The following is a 17,342-nucleotide window of genomic DNA, read 5'->3' as shown; positions in this document are numbered from 1 at the left end:
AAGGGTTACACGAGGTCGGTGGCAGGCAATAACGACAAGGCGCGCGCCGTGTCGATCAGCTTGCTCATCTTCCATTGCTGCAGCAGCACGCCGGGACCGAAATCGCGCGAACCGCCGATGGCTTCGGCCGCGATCTGTATCTGCGCGCCCTCTTCCAGCAGCAGGATGAATTCAGCCAGCTTCAGCAAGCCCTGCTTGCCCCACACGGTGGCGCCGCCGTTCGCCTCCAGGATGGCGGTGGCATGCGTATTGCGCGCGATTTCGCCGAGGATGAAATCGACTTCCGGCTGGCGGCGGTCGATATAGATGGGAATTTCGCGGATCAGCTGAAAGCGCTGCACGGGCACGTAGCGGATCGGCAACGTGCGGTGCGTCTGCGCCCACGCGCCCAAGGACGGCGAGTGGACGTGCGAGATAGACGTGACCTCGGGCCGTTCGCGGAACAGTTTTAAGTAACGCGCGCCGCCGTTGTTCGCGTCACCCACGATCACCGTGCCATCGAGCGCCAGCACGGCCGCCTTCAGGGGCTGGCCGCGGCGGAACGGGCCCGGATCGTTGACCACCACGACCTTGTCGCCGCCAGGGGTGCGCTCGACAAAGCCCACCGTGCCGTTGGCCGTCAGGCTGCCCGTCTCGCGCAAGCCGTCGAAGGCGATCTGCGCGTCGCGCCGCACCTGCTCGACGAAGGCCAGTTCCGCCGCCGTCAACTCCTGCGCCTGTACTTGTTGTGCTTCCGCTTGTGCCACGTCCGTCATGTCATGCTCCATTTGGTTGGGTTGGAATACGGGTCAGTCATGCCTCTACTTTCGCAAGACGCGTGCCAGCGCCGGGGCCGCGAAAATGGTGAAGCGCTGCTGCCTGCGCAACAGCGGCTGCTGGCGTGGCAGCAGCGTTGTGGAAGCGCGCTGTCGGCAAGCCAGCAAGCGGCGCGGGCACGTTTCCTGCACGGCTCAAGGCTCCACCCACCACCAAGGAATCCCATGACTACCGCACCATCTCCCGCCGTCGATACCGTCTGGTTCACCCGCTGCCCCGTGCCCACGGCGACGGGCCTGGCCTACAAACTAGGCTGGCTGGACGAGGAATTCGCCCGCGACGGCATCGCCCTGAAAACCCTGCAGGAAGTGGGGGGCGAACTGGCGCGCCACCATTACGACCACGGCTTGTCCACGCTCGTGCGCGAAGGCGGCAACCTGCTGGCCCTGCCCGCGCGCGCGCAAGGGGCGCCCACGCGCCTGATCGGCCTGACGTGGATCGATGAGTGGCAAGCCATCCTCGTGCGCCCCGGTTCCGGCATCACGACGCCAGCGCAGCTGCAGGGCAAGCGCCTGGCGCTGCCAGCGTTCCGCGCCGAGGACTTGCGCGAAAACCGGCGCGGACGCAGCATCGCACGTGGCATGAGCCTGGCCGGCTACAAGGGCGTGCTGGCGTCGGCCGGCCTCACGCTCGATGATGTACGGCTGGTGGAAGTGGGAGCCGACGCCCAGGCATCGGCCAATCTGGGCGCGGGACTGTGGCAAGGCATCGCGCCGCTGCTGCGCGGCGAAGTCGACGCCGTCTACGTAAAAGGCGCGGCGGCGGCCGAAGCGGCCCGCGCGGCGGGACTGGAAGTGGGGATCGACATCGACGCCCTGCCCGACCGGCGCTTCCGCGTGAACAACGGTACGCCGCGCCCAATCACCGTGCATGAAACGATGCTGGAGCAGCATTTCGAACTGGTCGTGCGCTTTTTGATGCAGACGTTGCGCGCCGCGCACTGGGCCCGCAGCCACCAGGCCGACGTGCTGGCCATCCTGCAGGGCGAAACGCGGGCCGGCGCCGACGCCGTGGCCGAAGCCTACCGCGACGGTTTTCACCTGGCCCTGGCGCCCGACCTGTCCGACGACAAGGTAGCGCTGTTCCGCCAGCAAAAGGATTTTCAGCTGCAGCACGGTTTTCTTGACCGCGACGTGGATATCGAGAGTTGGATCGACCGGCGGCCGCTGGAGGAAGCGCAGCGGCGGCTGGAGGCGTTGTTGCGGGTGGCGGCTTGATGCGGTAGTGGTGTTGTCGGCTTACGCTGCGCTAAGCCGACCTACCGCTGCGCCAGGCCGGCCTACCTGATCAAAAAAATGGCCGGCGAGTTTGCCGGCCTTCACATCAATCAATCGCCATCAGAACTGGATCGTGTAGGACGCCCCCACCGTGCGGCCCTGGCCGATGATGACGGTGTCGCCGTTGACGGCGCCCGGCACGAAGCTGGTCAAGGTGTGGTTGCGGTAGACCTTGTCGGCCAGGTTGTTCGCATATGCCGTGATCCGGTGCTTGCCGCCCGGGAGCACGTACGACAGGCGCGCATTGGCCAGCGCGAAGCCGCCCTGGTTCAGCAGGTCGCGCGCGGCGTTTTGCGGGTCGACATAATAGTATTGCTTGGACGTGTAGCGCACGTCGCCGCTGAAGACCAGCTGCGCGCCATTGCCCAGCGGGTAGCGGTAATCGGCCGCCAGCAAGGCCGTCACGTGGGGCGAGCGCACGAATTCATTGCCGGAGCGGTCGCCGCCATTGTTCTGGATGGCGAAATCGTCGAATTCCGTGCGCAGCAGGCCGACATTGGCGTTGATGTGCAGATTGTCCGTCGGCTGCGCCTCGATCTCGAATTCCGCGCCATTCACGTGGGCCTTGCGCACGTTCTGCAGGTAATTGACGCTTTGCGTGGGGTCGCCGTTGTACACGCCCGTGATATTGACCTGCACGTTCTTGTAGTCATAGTGAAAAACGTTGGCGTTGAAATTCAAACGCCCGTCCAGCCATTCCGACTTGATGCCCGCCTCGAACGAGTTCAGGGTTTCCGGCTTGACCGTGTTCAGTGCCCGCACGTCCGTGGCGCTCGTGTTGTAGCCGCCCGACTTGATGCCATGCGCATATTTCAGATAGCCGCGCAAGGTGCGGCTGAAACGGTATTCAGGTGTCACGTCATACGTGAGCGCATTCCACGTGGTGGACGGGTTCGACGTGAAGTTATTGTTGGCCACCGAGGCGGCCGCGTAGTTGCCGCCCCGGACCGTGTTCCACCAGTTGGCCGCATCGCCAAACGTCACCGTGTTCGATGCGGCCTGCACGCGCTGCAAATCGAGGTCCTTGGTTTCCGTCGTCCAGCGCAGGCCGAAAGTGGACAGGAACTGTTCGCTGAAGTTGACGGTCGTGCTGCCGAAGATGGCCGCGCTGCGCGCCTTGTGCCGGTAGATGGTGCGGTTGTAGCCGACAGGCTGCGTGCTGCCCGCCAGCGCCGGCACGGTGCCGTTGGGCAGGCGCGCGCCGGCCGAATCGGAATCGATCTTTTCATTGAAGTAGAACAGGCCCGCCACCCAGCTCACGGCGCCGTTTTGCGGCGACGTCAGGCGCAGCTCCTGCGACACTTGCCGGCTGCTGGCCTTCGAGCGGCTGCGGCCCACTTCCAGCGGCGTGTTGTCGCTGTCGCCCGTCGCTTCGTTCCTGAAATTTTCATAGCCGGTGATCGACGTCAGTGTCAGCTCGCCCAGCGCATATTCCAGGTTCAGCTGCGCGCCGCCCTGTTTCACGTCGCTGTCGGCCGGTGCGTTCGTGCTCACGTCATCGGGATTGGTGCTGGGGATGTAGCCATTGCGGTAGACGCCATTGGCGCCATAGCTGGCCACCGTCGTGGTGGCGCCCTTGGTCGTGTAGTCGCGGTAATGCAGGTTCAGGTTCGCCGTCAGGTCGCGCCCGATCAGGGCCTTGAGCTGGCCGCGAATGGCGCTGTCCTTGAGTTTTCCATCGCGCTCGCCCGTAAACTGGTTGTGGAAGCGGCCCTTGTCCTGCTGCTCCGTGTGGAAAGACAAACGCCCCGCCAGCACCTCGTCGACCAGCGCGCCGCCAATGGCGCCTTCGGCCAGCTTGGTGTCGTAGCTGCTGTAGTCAAGCTTGGCGTAGCCACTGGACTTGAACGAAGGCTTGCGCGAAATGACGTTGATGGCGCCGCCCGTCGTGTTCTTGCCCCACAAGGTGCCTTGCGGGCCGCGCAGCACTTCCACCCGGTCCAGGTCGAACAGGGGAAAACCCGTAGCGCTGGAATTGCTGATGTAGACGTCGTCGAGGTAAAAGCCGACGGGGTTCGGGAAATCGATCTGCTGCTGGCCCGCGCCGACGCCGCGTATCCACCAGCGCGGACGGCCATGCTGCTGCGTGCCGGCAGAAGCGTTCGGCACATAATTGAGGATTTCGCTGGCCGAGCGGCCGATGCCCGTGTCGAGCAGCTCCTTGCCGCCCAATACCGTGATCGCGCTCGGCACTTTTTGCGCCGATTCCTCGCGCTTTTGCGCCGTCACCGTCACCGATTGCAGGGAGGCGCCCTCGCCCCCGCCGTTCGCGTCGGCCGCGGCAATGGCATCGGCGCCGGGCGCTTCGGCATGGGCCATGCTGGAAGCGAGCATCAGGCCGCCGATGGCGAAGGCCGAGCGCAGCGCGCGGCGCACCGGCGTCAAATGAAAGGGGAAAGAAGAAACGGCGGCGGGGGCAGTCGAACGGCGCATGGGTAATTATCCTTGAGTAAAGTCAAAACGCGAGATGGTGATGACCTGTATTGCAAGGCGCATGCCCGCTGCCGCAGCGCAGCAAAATCGTGCTCAAGTGATTGATTTCAAAGGAAGACTATCATCATGATAGTGCTGTTGATTTGGCAGCAGCGGCGCTGCCGCGTGCTGCCTGCGCGACAGCAGGCGGTGACGCTGCTGTCGCGCCAACAGGGAAAGGATCAGGCAGCGCGCAAGAGTGCCGACGTGTGTCCGCGCACGAGCGGCAGCACTTCCTCGCCCACCCGGTACGCTTCTTCCAGGTGCGGCGTGCTGGCCAGGATGAAGGCGTCGGCACCCAGCTGCACCAGTTCGTCGAGGCGTTCGGCCACCTGCTGGTAGCTGCCGACGATGCCCTGCGTCTGCCCGCCGCGCAGCAAGTTGAAGCCGGACCAGATGTTCGGCGCCGTGATCAAGTCCTTATAGCTGTTCAGGGTCGTCGGGCGGTTGCCCCGCTGGCGCGCCGCGCCCACGGAATCGCCGCCATCGGCGCCGAGGAACTGGCGCAGGGTGGCGGGGTCCACGGCGTCAAAACCCTTGCGCACTTCGTCCCACGCTTCTTCTTCCGTGGCGCGGGCCACGATGTCGACGCGCACGGCGCATTTGATCTTGCGGCCCAAGAGCGCCGTCTTTTCATGCACGCGGGCGAATTTCTCGCGCAGCTGCTCGAACGGTTCCAGCCACGTCAGGTAGTAATCGGCATGCTTGGAAGCGGAACCGAGGGCCGCGTCGGATGAGCCGGAAAAATAAATCTCGGGGAAATCCTGCTCCGACAGCGGCGTGGCCAGGCCCGCGTCTTCCACCTGGTAGAACTTGCCCTGGTATGAAAACGGCCCGCCGCGCCACACGCCGCGCACCACGTCAAGGAATTCCGTCGTGCGCGTGTAGCGGTCGTCGTGGCCGGCAGAATCGCCCCACCACAGCTGCGCCGGACCGCCGCCGCCCGTGATCACGTTGTACAGGGCACGTCCGCCCGTGGCCCGCTGCAGGCTGGCCGTCATGCGCGCGGCCACCACGGGATTCAAGAAGCCGGGCTGGAACGGGATCATGAAGCGGAAGGTGCTCGTCTCGCGCGCCAGCAGCGCGGAGATGGCCCACGGTTCGTCCGTCATGGGAAACGAAGGAATCAGGCCGCCCTGAAAGCCCGACAGCTCGGCCGCGCGGGCGATTTCCGCCAGATAGTCGATATACGTAAAACCGTCGGCGCCGCCTCCACCGAGGCCAGCCTGGCGCAGGTTGTCATTGCCGGGAAACCAGTCGCCGCGAAACGGCGTGCGGGCGCGGTGCGAACTCGGTTCGCCATGCGTGGGCATGCGCCAGAAAAAATCGATTGCCATGTAGTGGTACTCCTTCAAATTAGGGGATTCAGGCCGCTTGCCGTTGCGTGTACAACGCCGCCCGCACGCGGGGCAGCACGTGTTCACCGATGCGGTAGGCTTCCTCGAAATGGGGGATGGCTGCCAGCACAAAGCTGGAGACCCCCGCCTGCGCATACGCTTCAAGCGCGGCGCTGACCTGCTCGTAGCTGCCGACCAGGGCGCCGTGGGCGCCCGTCTGCGCTTGCGCAAAGCCGGGCCAGAAGGCAGCGGTGCCGCCATCAAACGCACTATCGTCGGGCAGCCCCGCGCCACTGCGGTAGCGGCGCGCATCGCGCAGTGCTTCGTCGGACGTTTCGCGGGCCAGCACGTCGATGCGCACGCCTGCCGCCACCGTGCGGCCCAGCTGGCGCGCCTGCGCTTGCAGACTGGCGATGGAAGGCTGCAGGGCCTCCACGGGCGCCGCATCGAACACGTGCACGTCGGCCTGGCGCGCCGACAGGGCCAGCGCCTCCGACGACTCACCGGTCAAATAGATGGAGTTAACGGGGTGGTTCGCCAGCGGCCCCTTGAAGCCGCCGTCCTGCACCTCGAAGAACTTGCCCTTGAAACTGAACGGCGAAGTGTCCTGCACGCCGCGCGCCACCGTGATGAATTCATCGATGCGGGGCAGAATATCGGCGTCCGGCACGGTATCGCCCTGGCGCCGGCGCGCTGCCGCATCGCCGCCGTGACCGATCTGCCAGGCAAGGCGCCCGCCCGTAAAGCGCTGGAAGCTAACGGCATTCTTCGCCGCATACACGGCCGAACCCCAGGCCGCGTCGAATTCGGCGATCAGTTTCAGGTGGCGCGTGCTGCGGGCCAAATACCCTGCGACGATCCAGCTTTCATCGCCCTGCGTATCGTGGCGTATCTGGATGCCGTTGAAGCCGGAAAGGTTGGCCGCGCGGGCGATCTGGTGCAGGTAGTCGAAATAATTGAAGGGCGGGCGCGCGCCGCGCGGGTCGCTCACGCCGGCCTGCAAGGGGCTGGGCGCGCCAGCGGCCCGCTCGCCCCGGCGAGAAATGCCGGGCGCCGCGTAACGGCCATCGCCGCTGGTGGGCAATTGCCAGATAAATTCGATGGTCATGCATGGACTCCTGTCGTGGGTCGAAGAAAAGGTCGCGGCGCATCGTGCGTAGCGATCTGCCCTTCCCTCCTCGCAGAAAACATGCCATGCGCTGGCTACCCATCGGCGCCCGAAACTGCTGCTTAGGCAGCAACCGGCTGCAGCCACGGCAGCAATGTGTTGCGCGCGCAGCAGCCATGAAAAAAGCCGGAGCCGCATCGCTGCGGGTCCGGCTCCGGGAAGTCCATCGAGCGCCTAGTCGATGGCGCCCGCCTTTTTCAAAAAGGTGCGCAGGATGTTGCGGCTCAGGTTCAAATGCCTGGCCGTGCGTACCTGGTTGCGCTCGTTGCGCTCCCACGCGGCGCGCACCAGTTCCTGCTGCATGGCTTCGAACTTCACGGCTTCGCCCGAGTCGAGCAAGGCTTGCCAGGCGCGGGCAAAGCGCTCGGCGGCCAACAAGTCGTCCTGGCCGGCCGCGCCATGGGCCGCATACGCGATATCGGCGCCGCCGGCCCACGCATCTGGAACAGGCGCAGAGACAGGTGCGGCGGCAGGCGCGCGGTGCCAGCCCGACAAACTCAAGTCCTCGTCCCGCACGACGCCGCTACGGCAGACGAGCAGCGCGCGGTGGATGACATTTTCCAGTTCGCGGATATTGCCCGGCCATGGATAAGCGAGCAAGGCCTGCTGCGCATCGGGGCCCAGTTCCACCTCGCCCAGATGCAATCGCTGCGCATAGATGGCCATAAAATGGCGCGTCAGCGGCATGATGTCACCCGGACGCTCGCGCAAGGGACGTAGCGGCAGGCCGATCACCTGCAGCCGGTAATACAGGTCTTCGCGGAAGCGCCCCGCCCGCACGGCTTCGGCCAGGTCCACGTTGGTGGCCGCGATCAGGCGCACGTCGATGGGGATGGCGCGCCGCGCGCCCAGGCGCACCACTTCGCGCTCCTGCAGCACGCGCAGCAGCTTGACCTGCATCGCCAGCGGCAAGTCGCCGATTTCATCGAGGAACAGGGTGCCGCCGCTGGCCGTCTCGAACCAGCCAGGCTTGCCCTGCTGCGCGCCCGTAAACGCGCCTTTTTCATAACCAAACAGCTCGCTCTCGACGAGGGTTTCGGAAAACGCGCCGCAGTTGATCGCCACAAAGGTCTGTTCGGCGCGCCCGCTCAAGCCGTGCACGTGGCGCGCGATCAGTTCTTTTCCCGTTCCCGTTTCGCCCGTGATCAGCACCGTCGCCTCGCTGGGGGCGATACGTTCGATCAGTTCGTGCAACTGGCGCGAACGGGGATCGGCAAAGACAAAGGCCGTGGCGCGCACCAGCAAGCTCATTTGCTGCGGGTCGCGGAAGGCGACCAGCGCCTCGCTGTCGCCGTCATCGCCGGCGCCACGGGCAAGGTGGGCGCTGCGCGCGAAATCGCTGCTGAAATTGTGGGCTAAGAGTTCCATGAGCCGACTATACCGCGCTCCATCCGCAGGCGTGAACGAATGGTGCCGCGCTAGCTTATCCGAATTTTGCATATGCGGGGCGTGGACCCGAACCTTGCTGCGGCAAAGGCGCAGGCAATGTGGCCTGCCCGGCAACCCGCACACGCTGGCGCGGGCCGCTTGACCGCCGTTTGACTATGCCTGGTCCGGATCGAAATGCTTGCGCAAGCCTTGCCAGCACTCGAAATAGTCATTCTGCAGCAGTTCGCCGTTCAAGGCGAATGGCGTCGGCTTGAGGATGGTGCGCGTCTCGAACATGAAGGCCATGGTGTCGGCCACCTTCACGGGCGCCGACGTGTCGCTATGCGATGCTTTTTCGAACGTCTGCGCATCGGGGCCATGGCCGGACATACAGTTGTGCAGGCTGGCGCCGCCCGGCACGAAACCGGCCGCCTTGGCGTCGTACACGCCATGGATCAGTCCCATGAATTCGCTGGCCACGTTGCGGTGGAACCAGGGCGGCCGGAACGTATGTTCGGCCGCCAGCCAGCGGGGCGGAAAGATGGCGAAATCGATGGCGCCCAGCAGCGGATTTTCGCTCGGTGCCTGCAGCACGAGGAAGATCGACGGGTCCGGATGGTCGTAGCTGATCGAGCCGATGACATTAAAGCGGCGCAAATCGTATTTGTAGGGCGCGTAATTGCCATGCCAGGCCACCACGTCCAGCGGCGAATGGTCGAGGATCGTGCGCCACAGATGGCCGCCGAACTTGGCCACCAGTTCGCACTCGCCATCGATGTCTTCGTAGGCCGCGTGCGGCGTGAGGAAGTCGCGGCTGTTGGCCAGGCCGTTCGAGCCGATGGGGCCCATGTCCGGCAGCCGGAAGGCCGTGCCAAAGTTTTCGCAGACATAGCCGCGCGCCGCGCCGTCGGGCAGGGTCACGCGGAAGCGCACGCCGCGCGGGATCACGGCGATTTCCTGCGGTTCCAGCTCGATCAAGCCCAGTTCCGTGGCGATGGCCAGCCGGCCTTCCTGCGGCACGACCAGCAATTCGCCATCGGCCGAATAGAAAAAGCGCTGCATGGAACGGTTGGCCGCATACACGTGGATGGCGCAGCCGCTCATCGTTTCGGCGCTGCCATTGCCGGCCATCGTTTGCCAGCCGTCGATGAAGTCCGTTGGCGTCGCGCTGTCGGGCAGCGGCAGCGGATCCCAGCGCAGCTGGTTCGGTGGCGTGGGCGGCATCGCATGGAAATCGCTGACGATGCGGGTGTTTTCCACCAAGGTGAATGGCGGATGCTGGCTGGCGGGACGGATGCGGTACAGCCACGAGCGCCGGTTCTGCGCGCGCGGCGCCGTGAAGGCCGTGCCCGACAATTGCTCCGCGTACAGGCCCAGTGGTGCCCGCTGCGGCGAATTCTGCCCCTGTGGCAAGGCGCCGGCGATGGCTTCCGTGGCAAATTCGTTGCCGAAGCCGCTCTGGTAGCCGGCGCCTATCATGCCGGCTCCGCCAGGCCATCGGCCGCGTCGCGCAGCAAGCCTTGCACCACGTCGGCATTGCCGATGGCGCCCATGGCCAGCAAGGCAAAGCGTGCCAGGAACAGGGGTGAGCGCTGTTCGCCCAGGCCACCCATGGTGTGGCATAGCTCGGTGTAAAGATTGTCCAGTTCGATGTCGGTCATGCTATCTCCTTAATAACTTTTACTGACCCGCTGCGCAAAGTGCTGGGGTCAGACCCGGCGGGGGTGCACGCCCCAATGGGGCGCGTACCGCTCCCGAAGGGACTGACCCCGGATTTAGCCAGCGCTGCCGCCACCTGCTCCGCCTGCACTTGCCGCCAGCGCCCCAGTACATGGCCATCCGGGCGCACAAGGTAAAAACTGCCTGGCTTCGCATCGAACAGCGGGAATACCTGGGCCGTGTGGTCCCAGGCACCCTCTTGCGCGCCACTGCGGGTGATCGCCACGACAGTCAGCGGCAAAATGTCGCCCAGCGCCAGCAGTTCCGCAGGCACGCAGCCATCGTCGCTGAAGTACAGCCCCGTGAAATCGCCATCAGTGCGGTTCACCAGATCGGTAATATACCCCGCTTTTTGCCCGCCGTTGTGCAGCAGCGCCAGCGGACACTCGGGCAAGACTGTGCCCGGCGCGGGGCCGGCGGCAAACGTCGCGCTATCTGGCGCATTCAAGGCCGACTGCGCATACGCGATGGCGCTCGTCTGGCGCGGGTTGATCAGCGAGCGCACGTGCGCGTGCTTGCCCGCCAGGCCCAGCACGGCCGTGCGCATGAGATCGAAGGCGAACGTGGGCGGCGCCATGAATTCCGTGCTTTTGGTGCCGTGGCGCAGGTTTTCATGGGCGGCGTACACGCGCTCGTCCGAATAGCTGTCGAGCAAGGCCTGCGGCGCCTGGCCCTTGACCACGTACGCGAGCTTCCAGGCCAGGTTGTCCGCATCGTCGATACCCGAGTTCGCTCCGCGCACGCCGAAGATGGGCACCAGATGGGCCGCATCGCCAGCGAACAGCACGGGGCCGTGCCGGTATTTTTCCAGCGTCAATGCGTTGGCTCTATAGATGGTGATCCACACGGGATGCCACGGCTGTGTCTCCCCCATCATGGCCAGCAAGCTGTCTACGCGGGGCGCCACGTTTTCCAGCAGCACGGCCGCCTGCGCATCCTCGTCATCGCGCAATTGATAGTCGATGCGCCAGATATCGTCGGGCTGCTTGTGCACCAGCACGGTGGAACCGGGATTCGACGGCGGGTCGAAATACGCGAGACGTTCCGTCGGGCGCTCGCTCTTCAGGTGGATATCGACGATCACATAGCGCCCTTCATAGCTGGTGCCCTGCAATTTCAAGCCCAGCGCCTCGCGCACGACGCTGCGCCCGCCATCGGCCGCCACCAGCCAGTCCGTGTCAATCCGGTAAGTGTCGTCGGGCGTGGCCACCGTGACCGTGGCGCCATCGGCGCGCCGATCCACGCCAGTGACCCGCGTTTGCCAGCGGATGTCGATCAGCTCCGGCTGGCGTTCGGCCGCATCGAGCAGGAATTGCTCGATATGGTATTGCGCCAGGTTGACCATGGGCGGCAGCTTCTGGTTCGCGTCTTGCGGCATCGTGAAGTGCAGCACTTCCTCGTCGCGGTAAAAACTGCGCCCACCGGCCCACGGCAATCCTTTGCTGATAAAGCCGTCGAGCGCGCCCAGGCGTTCGATGATTTCCAGGCTGCGCCGCGAGATGCAGATGGCGCGGCTGCCCGTGCAGACGCCATCGTCCGCTTCGATCAGCACGCTGCGTACGCCGTGGCGGGCCAGGCCCAGGGCCGTGGCCAGGCCCACGGGGCCGCCGCCGACGATCAGCACCGGGACGTGCTGCGTGGCGGCACCGGCCGGTTTGCCGGGTGGGTACACCTTCGGCACATGGGGATAAGGGTGGAACGTGTCGCTCATGATAGGTCCTCTTCAATCAAGATTGTTCTTTGCCGCCACGCGCGATGGGCAGGGTCAGCACGATGGCAGCACCCGCCACCAGCAGCACGCTGGCGTACAGCAAGCCCGTGGCAAAGCTGTGCGTGAAATCCTTCAGCCAGCCCACGACGACGGGGTTCAGGGCCGAGCCGATATTGCCCGTGGCATTGATGACGGCGATGCCGATGGCGCGCGCACCCAGGCTCAGGGCACGGTCCGGCGTGGTCCAGAAGACAGACATGGCCGTGTACGCGCCCGTCGATGCCATGCATACGCCCAGCAGCTGCACGATGGGATTGGCCGAATACGCGGTGAAGAGCCAGCCGGCGGCCGACAGCAGCATGGGCCAGACGATGTGCCAGCGGCGTTCCTGCAAGCGGTCCGAGCGGCGGCCCCAGGCAATCATGCCGATGACGGTGCATACTTGCGGAATGGCGGCCAGCAGACCGATCTGCGTGTTGCTGGCATTGCTGTTAAAACTTTTCACGATCAGCGGCGTCCACACGGCCACCATCGCCAGAGTATTCACCAGGCAAAAATAGGCGACGCCGAATTTCAATACCGTGGGCGACAGCATTTCGGTCAGAACCGAAGTCTTCTGCTGGGACGCCACCGGCTTGTGCTCGGCCGCCAGCATGCGCGCCAGCACCTGCTGTTCCAGCTTGCTCAGCCAGTTTGCCTTGTTGGGCGAGTCGTCGAGGTAACCATACACGGCCAGCCCCAGGAACACGGATGGCATGCCTTCGAGCAAGAACAGCCATTGCCAGCCCTTCAAGCCCCAGTGCCCATCGAGGCCCAGGATCAGGCCCGACAAGGCCGAACCGATGGCGGCCGTCACGGGCATGGCGATCATGAACAGGGCATTGGCGCGCGCCCGGTAGGCACTGGGAAACCAGTACGTCAGGTACAGCAGCATGCCGGGCAGAAAGCCCGCCTCCGTCACGCCCACTAAAAAGCGCAGCGCATACAGGCTGGCCGGGCCGCTGGCGAACAGGGTCGCCGTCGAGGCCAGCCCCCACGCGATCATCATGCTGCCTATCCATTTACGCGCGCCGATGCGCGCCAGCACGATGTTGCTGGGGATGCTGCACGCGATATAGGCGATGTAAAACAGGGTGGTGGCAAAGCCGAACTGGGTGCCGGACAGGCCCAGGTCCTGCATCATGGTCAGGCCGGCAAAGCCGATATTGATGCGGTCAAGAAAGGAAAACACGAACAGCAGGAACAGAAATCCCAGCAGGTGGCGCGATACCTTGCGCATCACCTGCTGTTCCAGTTGGACGGCGGCCGCGTCAGGGACGGGCGCAGTGGCGGGGGTGGCCGCTTTGGCGATGGTCATGCTTGTCTCCATAAGGTGTCGCCCTCCCCTTGTTATTGTTCTTGGGTGAGAGCGGCCGGGTGATCCCGGCTTGAAACACAGTATGCAGACGGCGATGCCGGCGGCTGTCCCCATTTTGGGGACATTTTGCGGCTAAAACAGTCAGAAAGGCGGAGCCATTGCTACGCCAAAAGTACTAAGGCGCTGGCGCCATGCACAGGGCGAACAACTGGCGCTGGCTGGAAATGCCCAGGCGTTTATAGGCGCGCTTCTGGTAAGTCGTCACGCTGGACGGCTGCACGCCCATGATCTCGGCGATTTCCACGGCCGTGAGGCCTTCGAGCACGCAGCGCAGCACATCCAGTTCGCGCTTGCTCAAGGCGGGACAATGCTGGCGCAGCCTTGCCAGCATCATGGGCGCGACGCCTTGCGTATTCTGGCCGTTCAGGCTGTAGTGATGCTTGACGGCATGGGCAAACAGCGGTGACAGGATTTCGATGCCCGCCACTTCACCGGGCTGGAACTGGCCCTGGCTGCTGTCGCGGTAGAAATTGACGGATAGCCAGATATCGCCGGCCGGCTGCACCAGCAGGGATAAGCGATCCGAGACATTCGGTTTTTGATAGCAGGCGGAGCGGTAGCCGGGATGGTCGATCTCGTCGCTGGCCTGCTGGTGCAGCACGATGGCGGGATCGATTTTCCGCCCCGGCGCCGGCGCGATCACGCGCTGGTTTCCATCGAGCGCGTAGTAATGGCGCGCGTAGCTGTCGGCAATATCTTGCAGGAACCGTCCGCCGCGCCGGTCGGCCACGGCGACAGTGCGTGGCCGGTTGCCGAATTCATAGGCAAAGATCGTGCACTGGGCAATCGGCGCGACCGTGCTGACCGTTTTCAGGATGGCCCCGGCGACGGCATTCACGTCGGCATGGCCGAGGGCAGCCATCAGCTCCAGGGTACGCCCGAAGTCCAGCTGCCCTTCCGCCTGCCGCCGCTCGACGCGCCAGTAACGCATATCTGCTTCCTTACTGCCCGCGCTGCGGCAACACCCAGTCCGGCCGGATGTAATGGCAGGTGTAGCCGTGCGGCAAGCGCTGCAGATAATCCTGGTGCTCGGGTTCCGCCTCCCAGAACGGGCCGGCCGGCGCCACTTCCGTCACCACCTTGCCGGGCCACAGGCCGGAGGCGTCGACGTCGCGGATGGTGTCTTCGGCTACCTTTTTCTGCTCGTCGTTCGTGTAATAGATGGCTGAACGGTAACTCGTGCCGCGGTCGTTGCCCTGGCGGTTTTCCGTGCTGGGGTCGTGGATCTGGAAGAAGAATTCCAGGATCTTGCGGTAGCTGATGGTGGCCGGGTCGAAGATGATCTCGATCGCTTCCGCATGCGTTCCATGGTTGCGGTAAGTGGCGTTGGCCACGTCGCCGCCGCTGTAGCCCACGCGCGTGGCGATCACGCCCGGATAACGGCGCAGCAAGTCTTGCACGCCCCAGAAGCAGCCGCCGGCCAGGATTGCCGTTTCATTGCCTTGTGCATTGTCTTGTGCCATGGTGTCTTTCCCGTTCTAGTCAGAAGCAGCTATCTTACCCTGTCGCGCAACTTTCTTCAGCGGGCCAGCAAGCGCTTGAGCTGCGCCGCCTGGTAGGCGCCGATGGCGTCGTTGAACAGGCAGCGGATCAGCGGGTCGTCGACGATGTCGGCCTCGTCCAGCTCCGCCCGCGCCTCGGCATCGAAAGGACCATCGTTGATGCGCATGTACATCGACGTCAGCGATTCACCGAGTACCAGCGCCGCATGGCATTTCACCAGCGGCACCTCGGTCGTCCAGCCGGGGGCCTCGCCCGTGTCCGGCACGAGGTCAATCAAGTCGCCGTGCGTGCGGTAATGCAGGACGGTGGCCGCACCGTTATGGCCGTACAGCGACAATCGCCACAAACGCGGTTGCTGGAAGTAGCTGTCCTCGGGCAGTTCCATGTCACGGTAGCGTTCAAGCAAACCGTGGCGGCAGAAATCGAATACCAGCGCTGCGTCGGCATCGCTCAAGGGCGCGAAACGGCGCGCGATGTCCGCCGTGGCGGGCGGCGGCGCCTCGGGGCGGTAGTCGAAATCCACGTCTTGCGGCCCCGCGGGGATGACCCAGGGCAGCGGCGTGGCTGGCGTCACGCCGTGCGCGTCGAGCAGCACCGAGGTGGACGGATCAAGGCGGAAGATGTGCGCCTCGGGCAGCGCGGCGCCGATTTCATCGGCAAAGCGGCGATAGGTAATCGGGAACATCGCATGGTTGTACCAGGACCAGTCTTCCTGCACGAACTGGCAAGAGCTGGGCACGATGTACCGGGGCGCCAGCGCGCGCAGCTGCGGCACCCAGTCGTCGGGAAGTTCGACGGGGCCAGGCTGCGCCTGCGATGGCGCGATGACGGCGATTTCGCGCATGGTCTGGAATGGCCACAGCACCATGTCCCACGGCGCAAAGGCGGCCAACTGTGCCAAAGTCTCGGGGCCGATCCAGGAATCGACGACATTGAGCACGTTCAGCCCTTCCGCGCGCACCTGGAACAGCGAGTCGACATCGTCGTCCAGCGCTCGACGCGGGATCACCTCGATGGCACCCACCCGCACCGGCACGTCGACGTGCAGGCGCCGCACCTGCGTAAACCCCAGCGCGCGGATCATGGCGAACAGTTCGTCGAAGACGCAGTACAGGTAAATGGGCGTCGCGCGGTCGAGCACATCGAGGCTGTCGAGCGAGCAATGGTCGTCGTGGAAGTGCGAGATGAAGACGGCATCCCAGCGCAGCCGGCGCACGGCATCGAGGTCGAAGCGCACGGGCGGAAACGCGTGGCAGTTGCGGCTGAACGGATTTTCGACGATGGGATCGAAGGCGATGGCCGTGCCTTCACATTCGAAGACATAGCCGGCGTGCAGGATGCGGGAGATTTTCAGGGGCATGGGAGGCGGGGAATGCAGAAAGAACCCCAACAGCGTAAATGCTGGGGTCAGACCCGCCGGGTCTGACCCCGGAATTTGCTTTCGGGGTGAGAAAAACGCCGGGAATGCTCAGTACGGATTATTCAGCACATCCATCGCAAAATACGTAAAGATCATGTCCGCGCCCGCGCGCTTGATGGCGCCCAGGGTTTCCTGCACCACGCGGCGCTCGTCGATGGCACCGGCTTGCGCGGCGAACTTGATCATCGCGTATTCTCCGCTGACCTGGTAGGCGCCGATCGGCAAGCGCGTCACTTCGCGCAGGTCGCGGATGATGTCCAGGTAGGCGCCTGCCGGTTTGACCATCAGCGCATCGGCGCCTTCGGCTTCGTCGATCAGGGACTCGCGCACGGCTTCGCGGCGGTTCATCGGGTCCATCTGGTAGGTCTTGCGGTCGCCCTTCAGGGTGCTGCCGGCCGCGTCGCGGAACGGGCCGTACAGGCCCGAGGCGAACTTGGTCGAATACGCCATCACGGGCGTGTCGTGGAAACCGGCCGCGTCGAGCGCACTGCGGATCGCCGCCACCTGGCCATCCATGGCGGCCGATGGCGCGATGATGTCGGCGCCCGCCTGGGCCGCGATGACGGCTTGCTTGCCCAGGTTCAGCACCGTGCTGTCATTGTCGACCGTGTCGCCATGCAGGATGCCGCAATGGCCGTGGTCCGTGTATTCGCAGAAGCAGGTGTCGGACATGACCACCATTTCCGGCACGGCGTCCTTGATGATGCGCGACATACGCGCCACCAGGCCGTCCGGGTTCAGGGTGTCCGTGCCGTGGCTATCCTTGTGGTGCGAAATGCCGAAGGTCATGACGGAGCGCAGGCCGGCGCGCGCGTAGCGCTCCACTTCCTGCGCCAGCTTTGCTTCGGGAATGCGGCGCACGCCGGGCATGGACTTGATATCGATGAAATCGCTGCTGCCTTCGTCGACGAAGATCGGCAGGACCAGGTCGCGCGGATTGATCTCGGTTTCGCGGAACAGCTCGCGCAGTTGCGGGGTCGCGCGCAGGCGGCGCATGCGCGAAGTGGGGAATTGTGCTGGCATGGGGTGACTGGCTTCAGGTTAACAACGCCGATAAGTATACGCCGATCGCGCCGCTTGCGCCGGACCGCCCGGCAAAAAACCCGCACAGGTCAAAAAACCCGCCCCGCGCCT

At 64.7% G+C, this 17,342-nt stretch carries 14 protein-coding genes; 1 reads left to right on the top strand and 13 read right to left on the bottom strand.

The genetic code is table 11. The annotated features are described in order from the left end of the window. Window positions 1-5 precede the first annotated feature (5 nt). The gene (locus SKZ59_RS09240; RefSeq protein ID WP_319991487.1) at window positions 6-755 is read right to left on the bottom strand and encodes a class II aldolase/adducin family protein; all 750 of its coding nucleotides are present in this window, start codon (window positions 753-755) and stop codon (window positions 6-8) included. A gap of 225 nt (window positions 756-980) precedes the next feature. Here SKZ59_RS09240 and SKZ59_RS09235 point away from each other — a divergent pair, with 225 nt between their 5' ends. Beyond that, window positions 981-2,033 (top strand): ABC transporter substrate-binding protein, encoded by a 1,053-nt coding sequence (locus SKZ59_RS09235; RefSeq protein WP_319991486.1) that lies wholly within the window; start codon window positions 981-983, stop codon window positions 2,031-2,033. 120 nt (window positions 2,034-2,153) lie between these two features. Here SKZ59_RS09235 and SKZ59_RS09230 read toward each other — a convergent pair whose 3' ends face one another. The 12 genes from SKZ59_RS09230 to hemB all read right to left on the bottom strand — a co-directional run bounded on the left by SKZ59_RS09230 (window position 2,154) and on the right by hemB (window position 17,231). After that, window positions 2,154-4,526, bottom strand: a complete 2,373-nt coding sequence (locus SKZ59_RS09230) for a TonB-dependent receptor (RefSeq protein WP_319991485.1) — start codon at window positions 4,524-4,526, stop codon at window positions 2,154-2,156. Between the two features lie 221 nt (window positions 4,527-4,747). Then, a complete protein-coding gene (locus tag SKZ59_RS09225; RefSeq protein WP_319991484.1) occupies window positions 4,748-5,902 on the bottom strand; it encodes an LLM class flavin-dependent oxidoreductase in 1,155 nt (384 codons plus the stop codon). A 28-nt stretch (window positions 5,903-5,930) separates the two neighbouring features. Further along, window positions 5,931-7,010, bottom strand: a complete 1,080-nt coding sequence (locus SKZ59_RS09220) for an LLM class flavin-dependent oxidoreductase (RefSeq protein ID WP_319991483.1) — start codon at window positions 7,008-7,010, stop codon at window positions 5,931-5,933. A gap of 234 nt (window positions 7,011-7,244) precedes the next feature. Beyond that, on the bottom strand, window positions 7,245-8,438 hold the full coding sequence (locus tag SKZ59_RS09215) for a sigma-54 interaction domain-containing protein (protein ID WP_413774538.1): 1,194 nt from the start codon (window positions 8,436-8,438) through the stop codon (window positions 7,245-7,247). Window positions 8,439-8,612: 174 nt separating this feature from the next. After that, entirely contained in the window at window positions 8,613-9,917 is a 1,305-nt protein-coding gene (hmgA, locus tag SKZ59_RS09210) for a homogentisate 1,2-dioxygenase (RefSeq protein WP_319991482.1), read from the bottom strand. Next, a complete protein-coding gene (locus tag SKZ59_RS09205) occupies window positions 9,914-10,099 on the bottom strand; it encodes a hypothetical protein (RefSeq protein ID WP_219328709.1) in 186 nt (61 codons plus the stop codon). Before SKZ59_RS09205 ends, hmgA begins: the two co-directional genes overlap by 4 nt. Next, the gene (locus tag SKZ59_RS09200) at window positions 10,096-11,868 is read right to left on the bottom strand and encodes an FAD-dependent oxidoreductase (protein ID WP_083292639.1); all 1,773 of its coding nucleotides are present in this window, start codon (window positions 11,866-11,868) and stop codon (window positions 10,096-10,098) included. Before SKZ59_RS09200 ends, SKZ59_RS09205 begins: the two co-directional genes overlap by 4 nt. A 16-nt stretch (window positions 11,869-11,884) precedes the next feature. Further along, window positions 11,885-13,225, bottom strand: coding sequence for an MFS transporter (locus SKZ59_RS09195; RefSeq protein WP_319991481.1), 1,341 nt, complete (start codon window positions 13,223-13,225; stop codon window positions 11,885-11,887). A gap of 175 nt (window positions 13,226-13,400) precedes the next feature. Continuing rightward, window positions 13,401-14,216 carry a helix-turn-helix transcriptional regulator gene (locus SKZ59_RS09190; RefSeq protein ID WP_319991480.1) on the bottom strand — a complete coding sequence of 272 codons (816 nt, stop codon included), beginning with the start codon at window positions 14,214-14,216 and terminating at the stop codon, window positions 13,401-13,403. A 10-nt stretch (window positions 14,217-14,226) separates the two neighbouring features. Then, window positions 14,227-14,748 (bottom strand): peptide-methionine (S)-S-oxide reductase MsrA, encoded by a 522-nt coding sequence (gene msrA, locus SKZ59_RS09185; protein ID WP_319991479.1) that lies wholly within the window; start codon window positions 14,746-14,748, stop codon window positions 14,227-14,229. Between the two features lie 56 nt (window positions 14,749-14,804). Continuing rightward, complete coding sequence (locus SKZ59_RS09180) at window positions 14,805-16,148, bottom strand: MBL fold metallo-hydrolase (RefSeq protein ID WP_319991478.1); 1,344 nt, start codon at window positions 16,146-16,148, stop codon at window positions 14,805-14,807. 108 nt (window positions 16,149-16,256) lie between these two features. Next, window positions 16,257-17,231 (bottom strand): porphobilinogen synthase, encoded by a 975-nt coding sequence (hemB, locus tag SKZ59_RS09175; protein WP_035819309.1) that lies wholly within the window; start codon window positions 17,229-17,231, stop codon window positions 16,257-16,259. Window positions 17,232-17,342 lie beyond the last annotated feature (111 nt).

This window comes from Janthinobacterium sp. GMG2, from assembly GCF_033949445.1.
GTDB classification, from domain to species: domain Bacteria; phylum Pseudomonadota; class Gammaproteobacteria; order Burkholderiales; family Burkholderiaceae_D; genus Janthinobacterium; species Janthinobacterium aestuarii.
The sequence above is the reverse complement of the archived record's forward strand: the minus strand, read 5'-3'. Positions and strand labels throughout refer to the sequence as shown.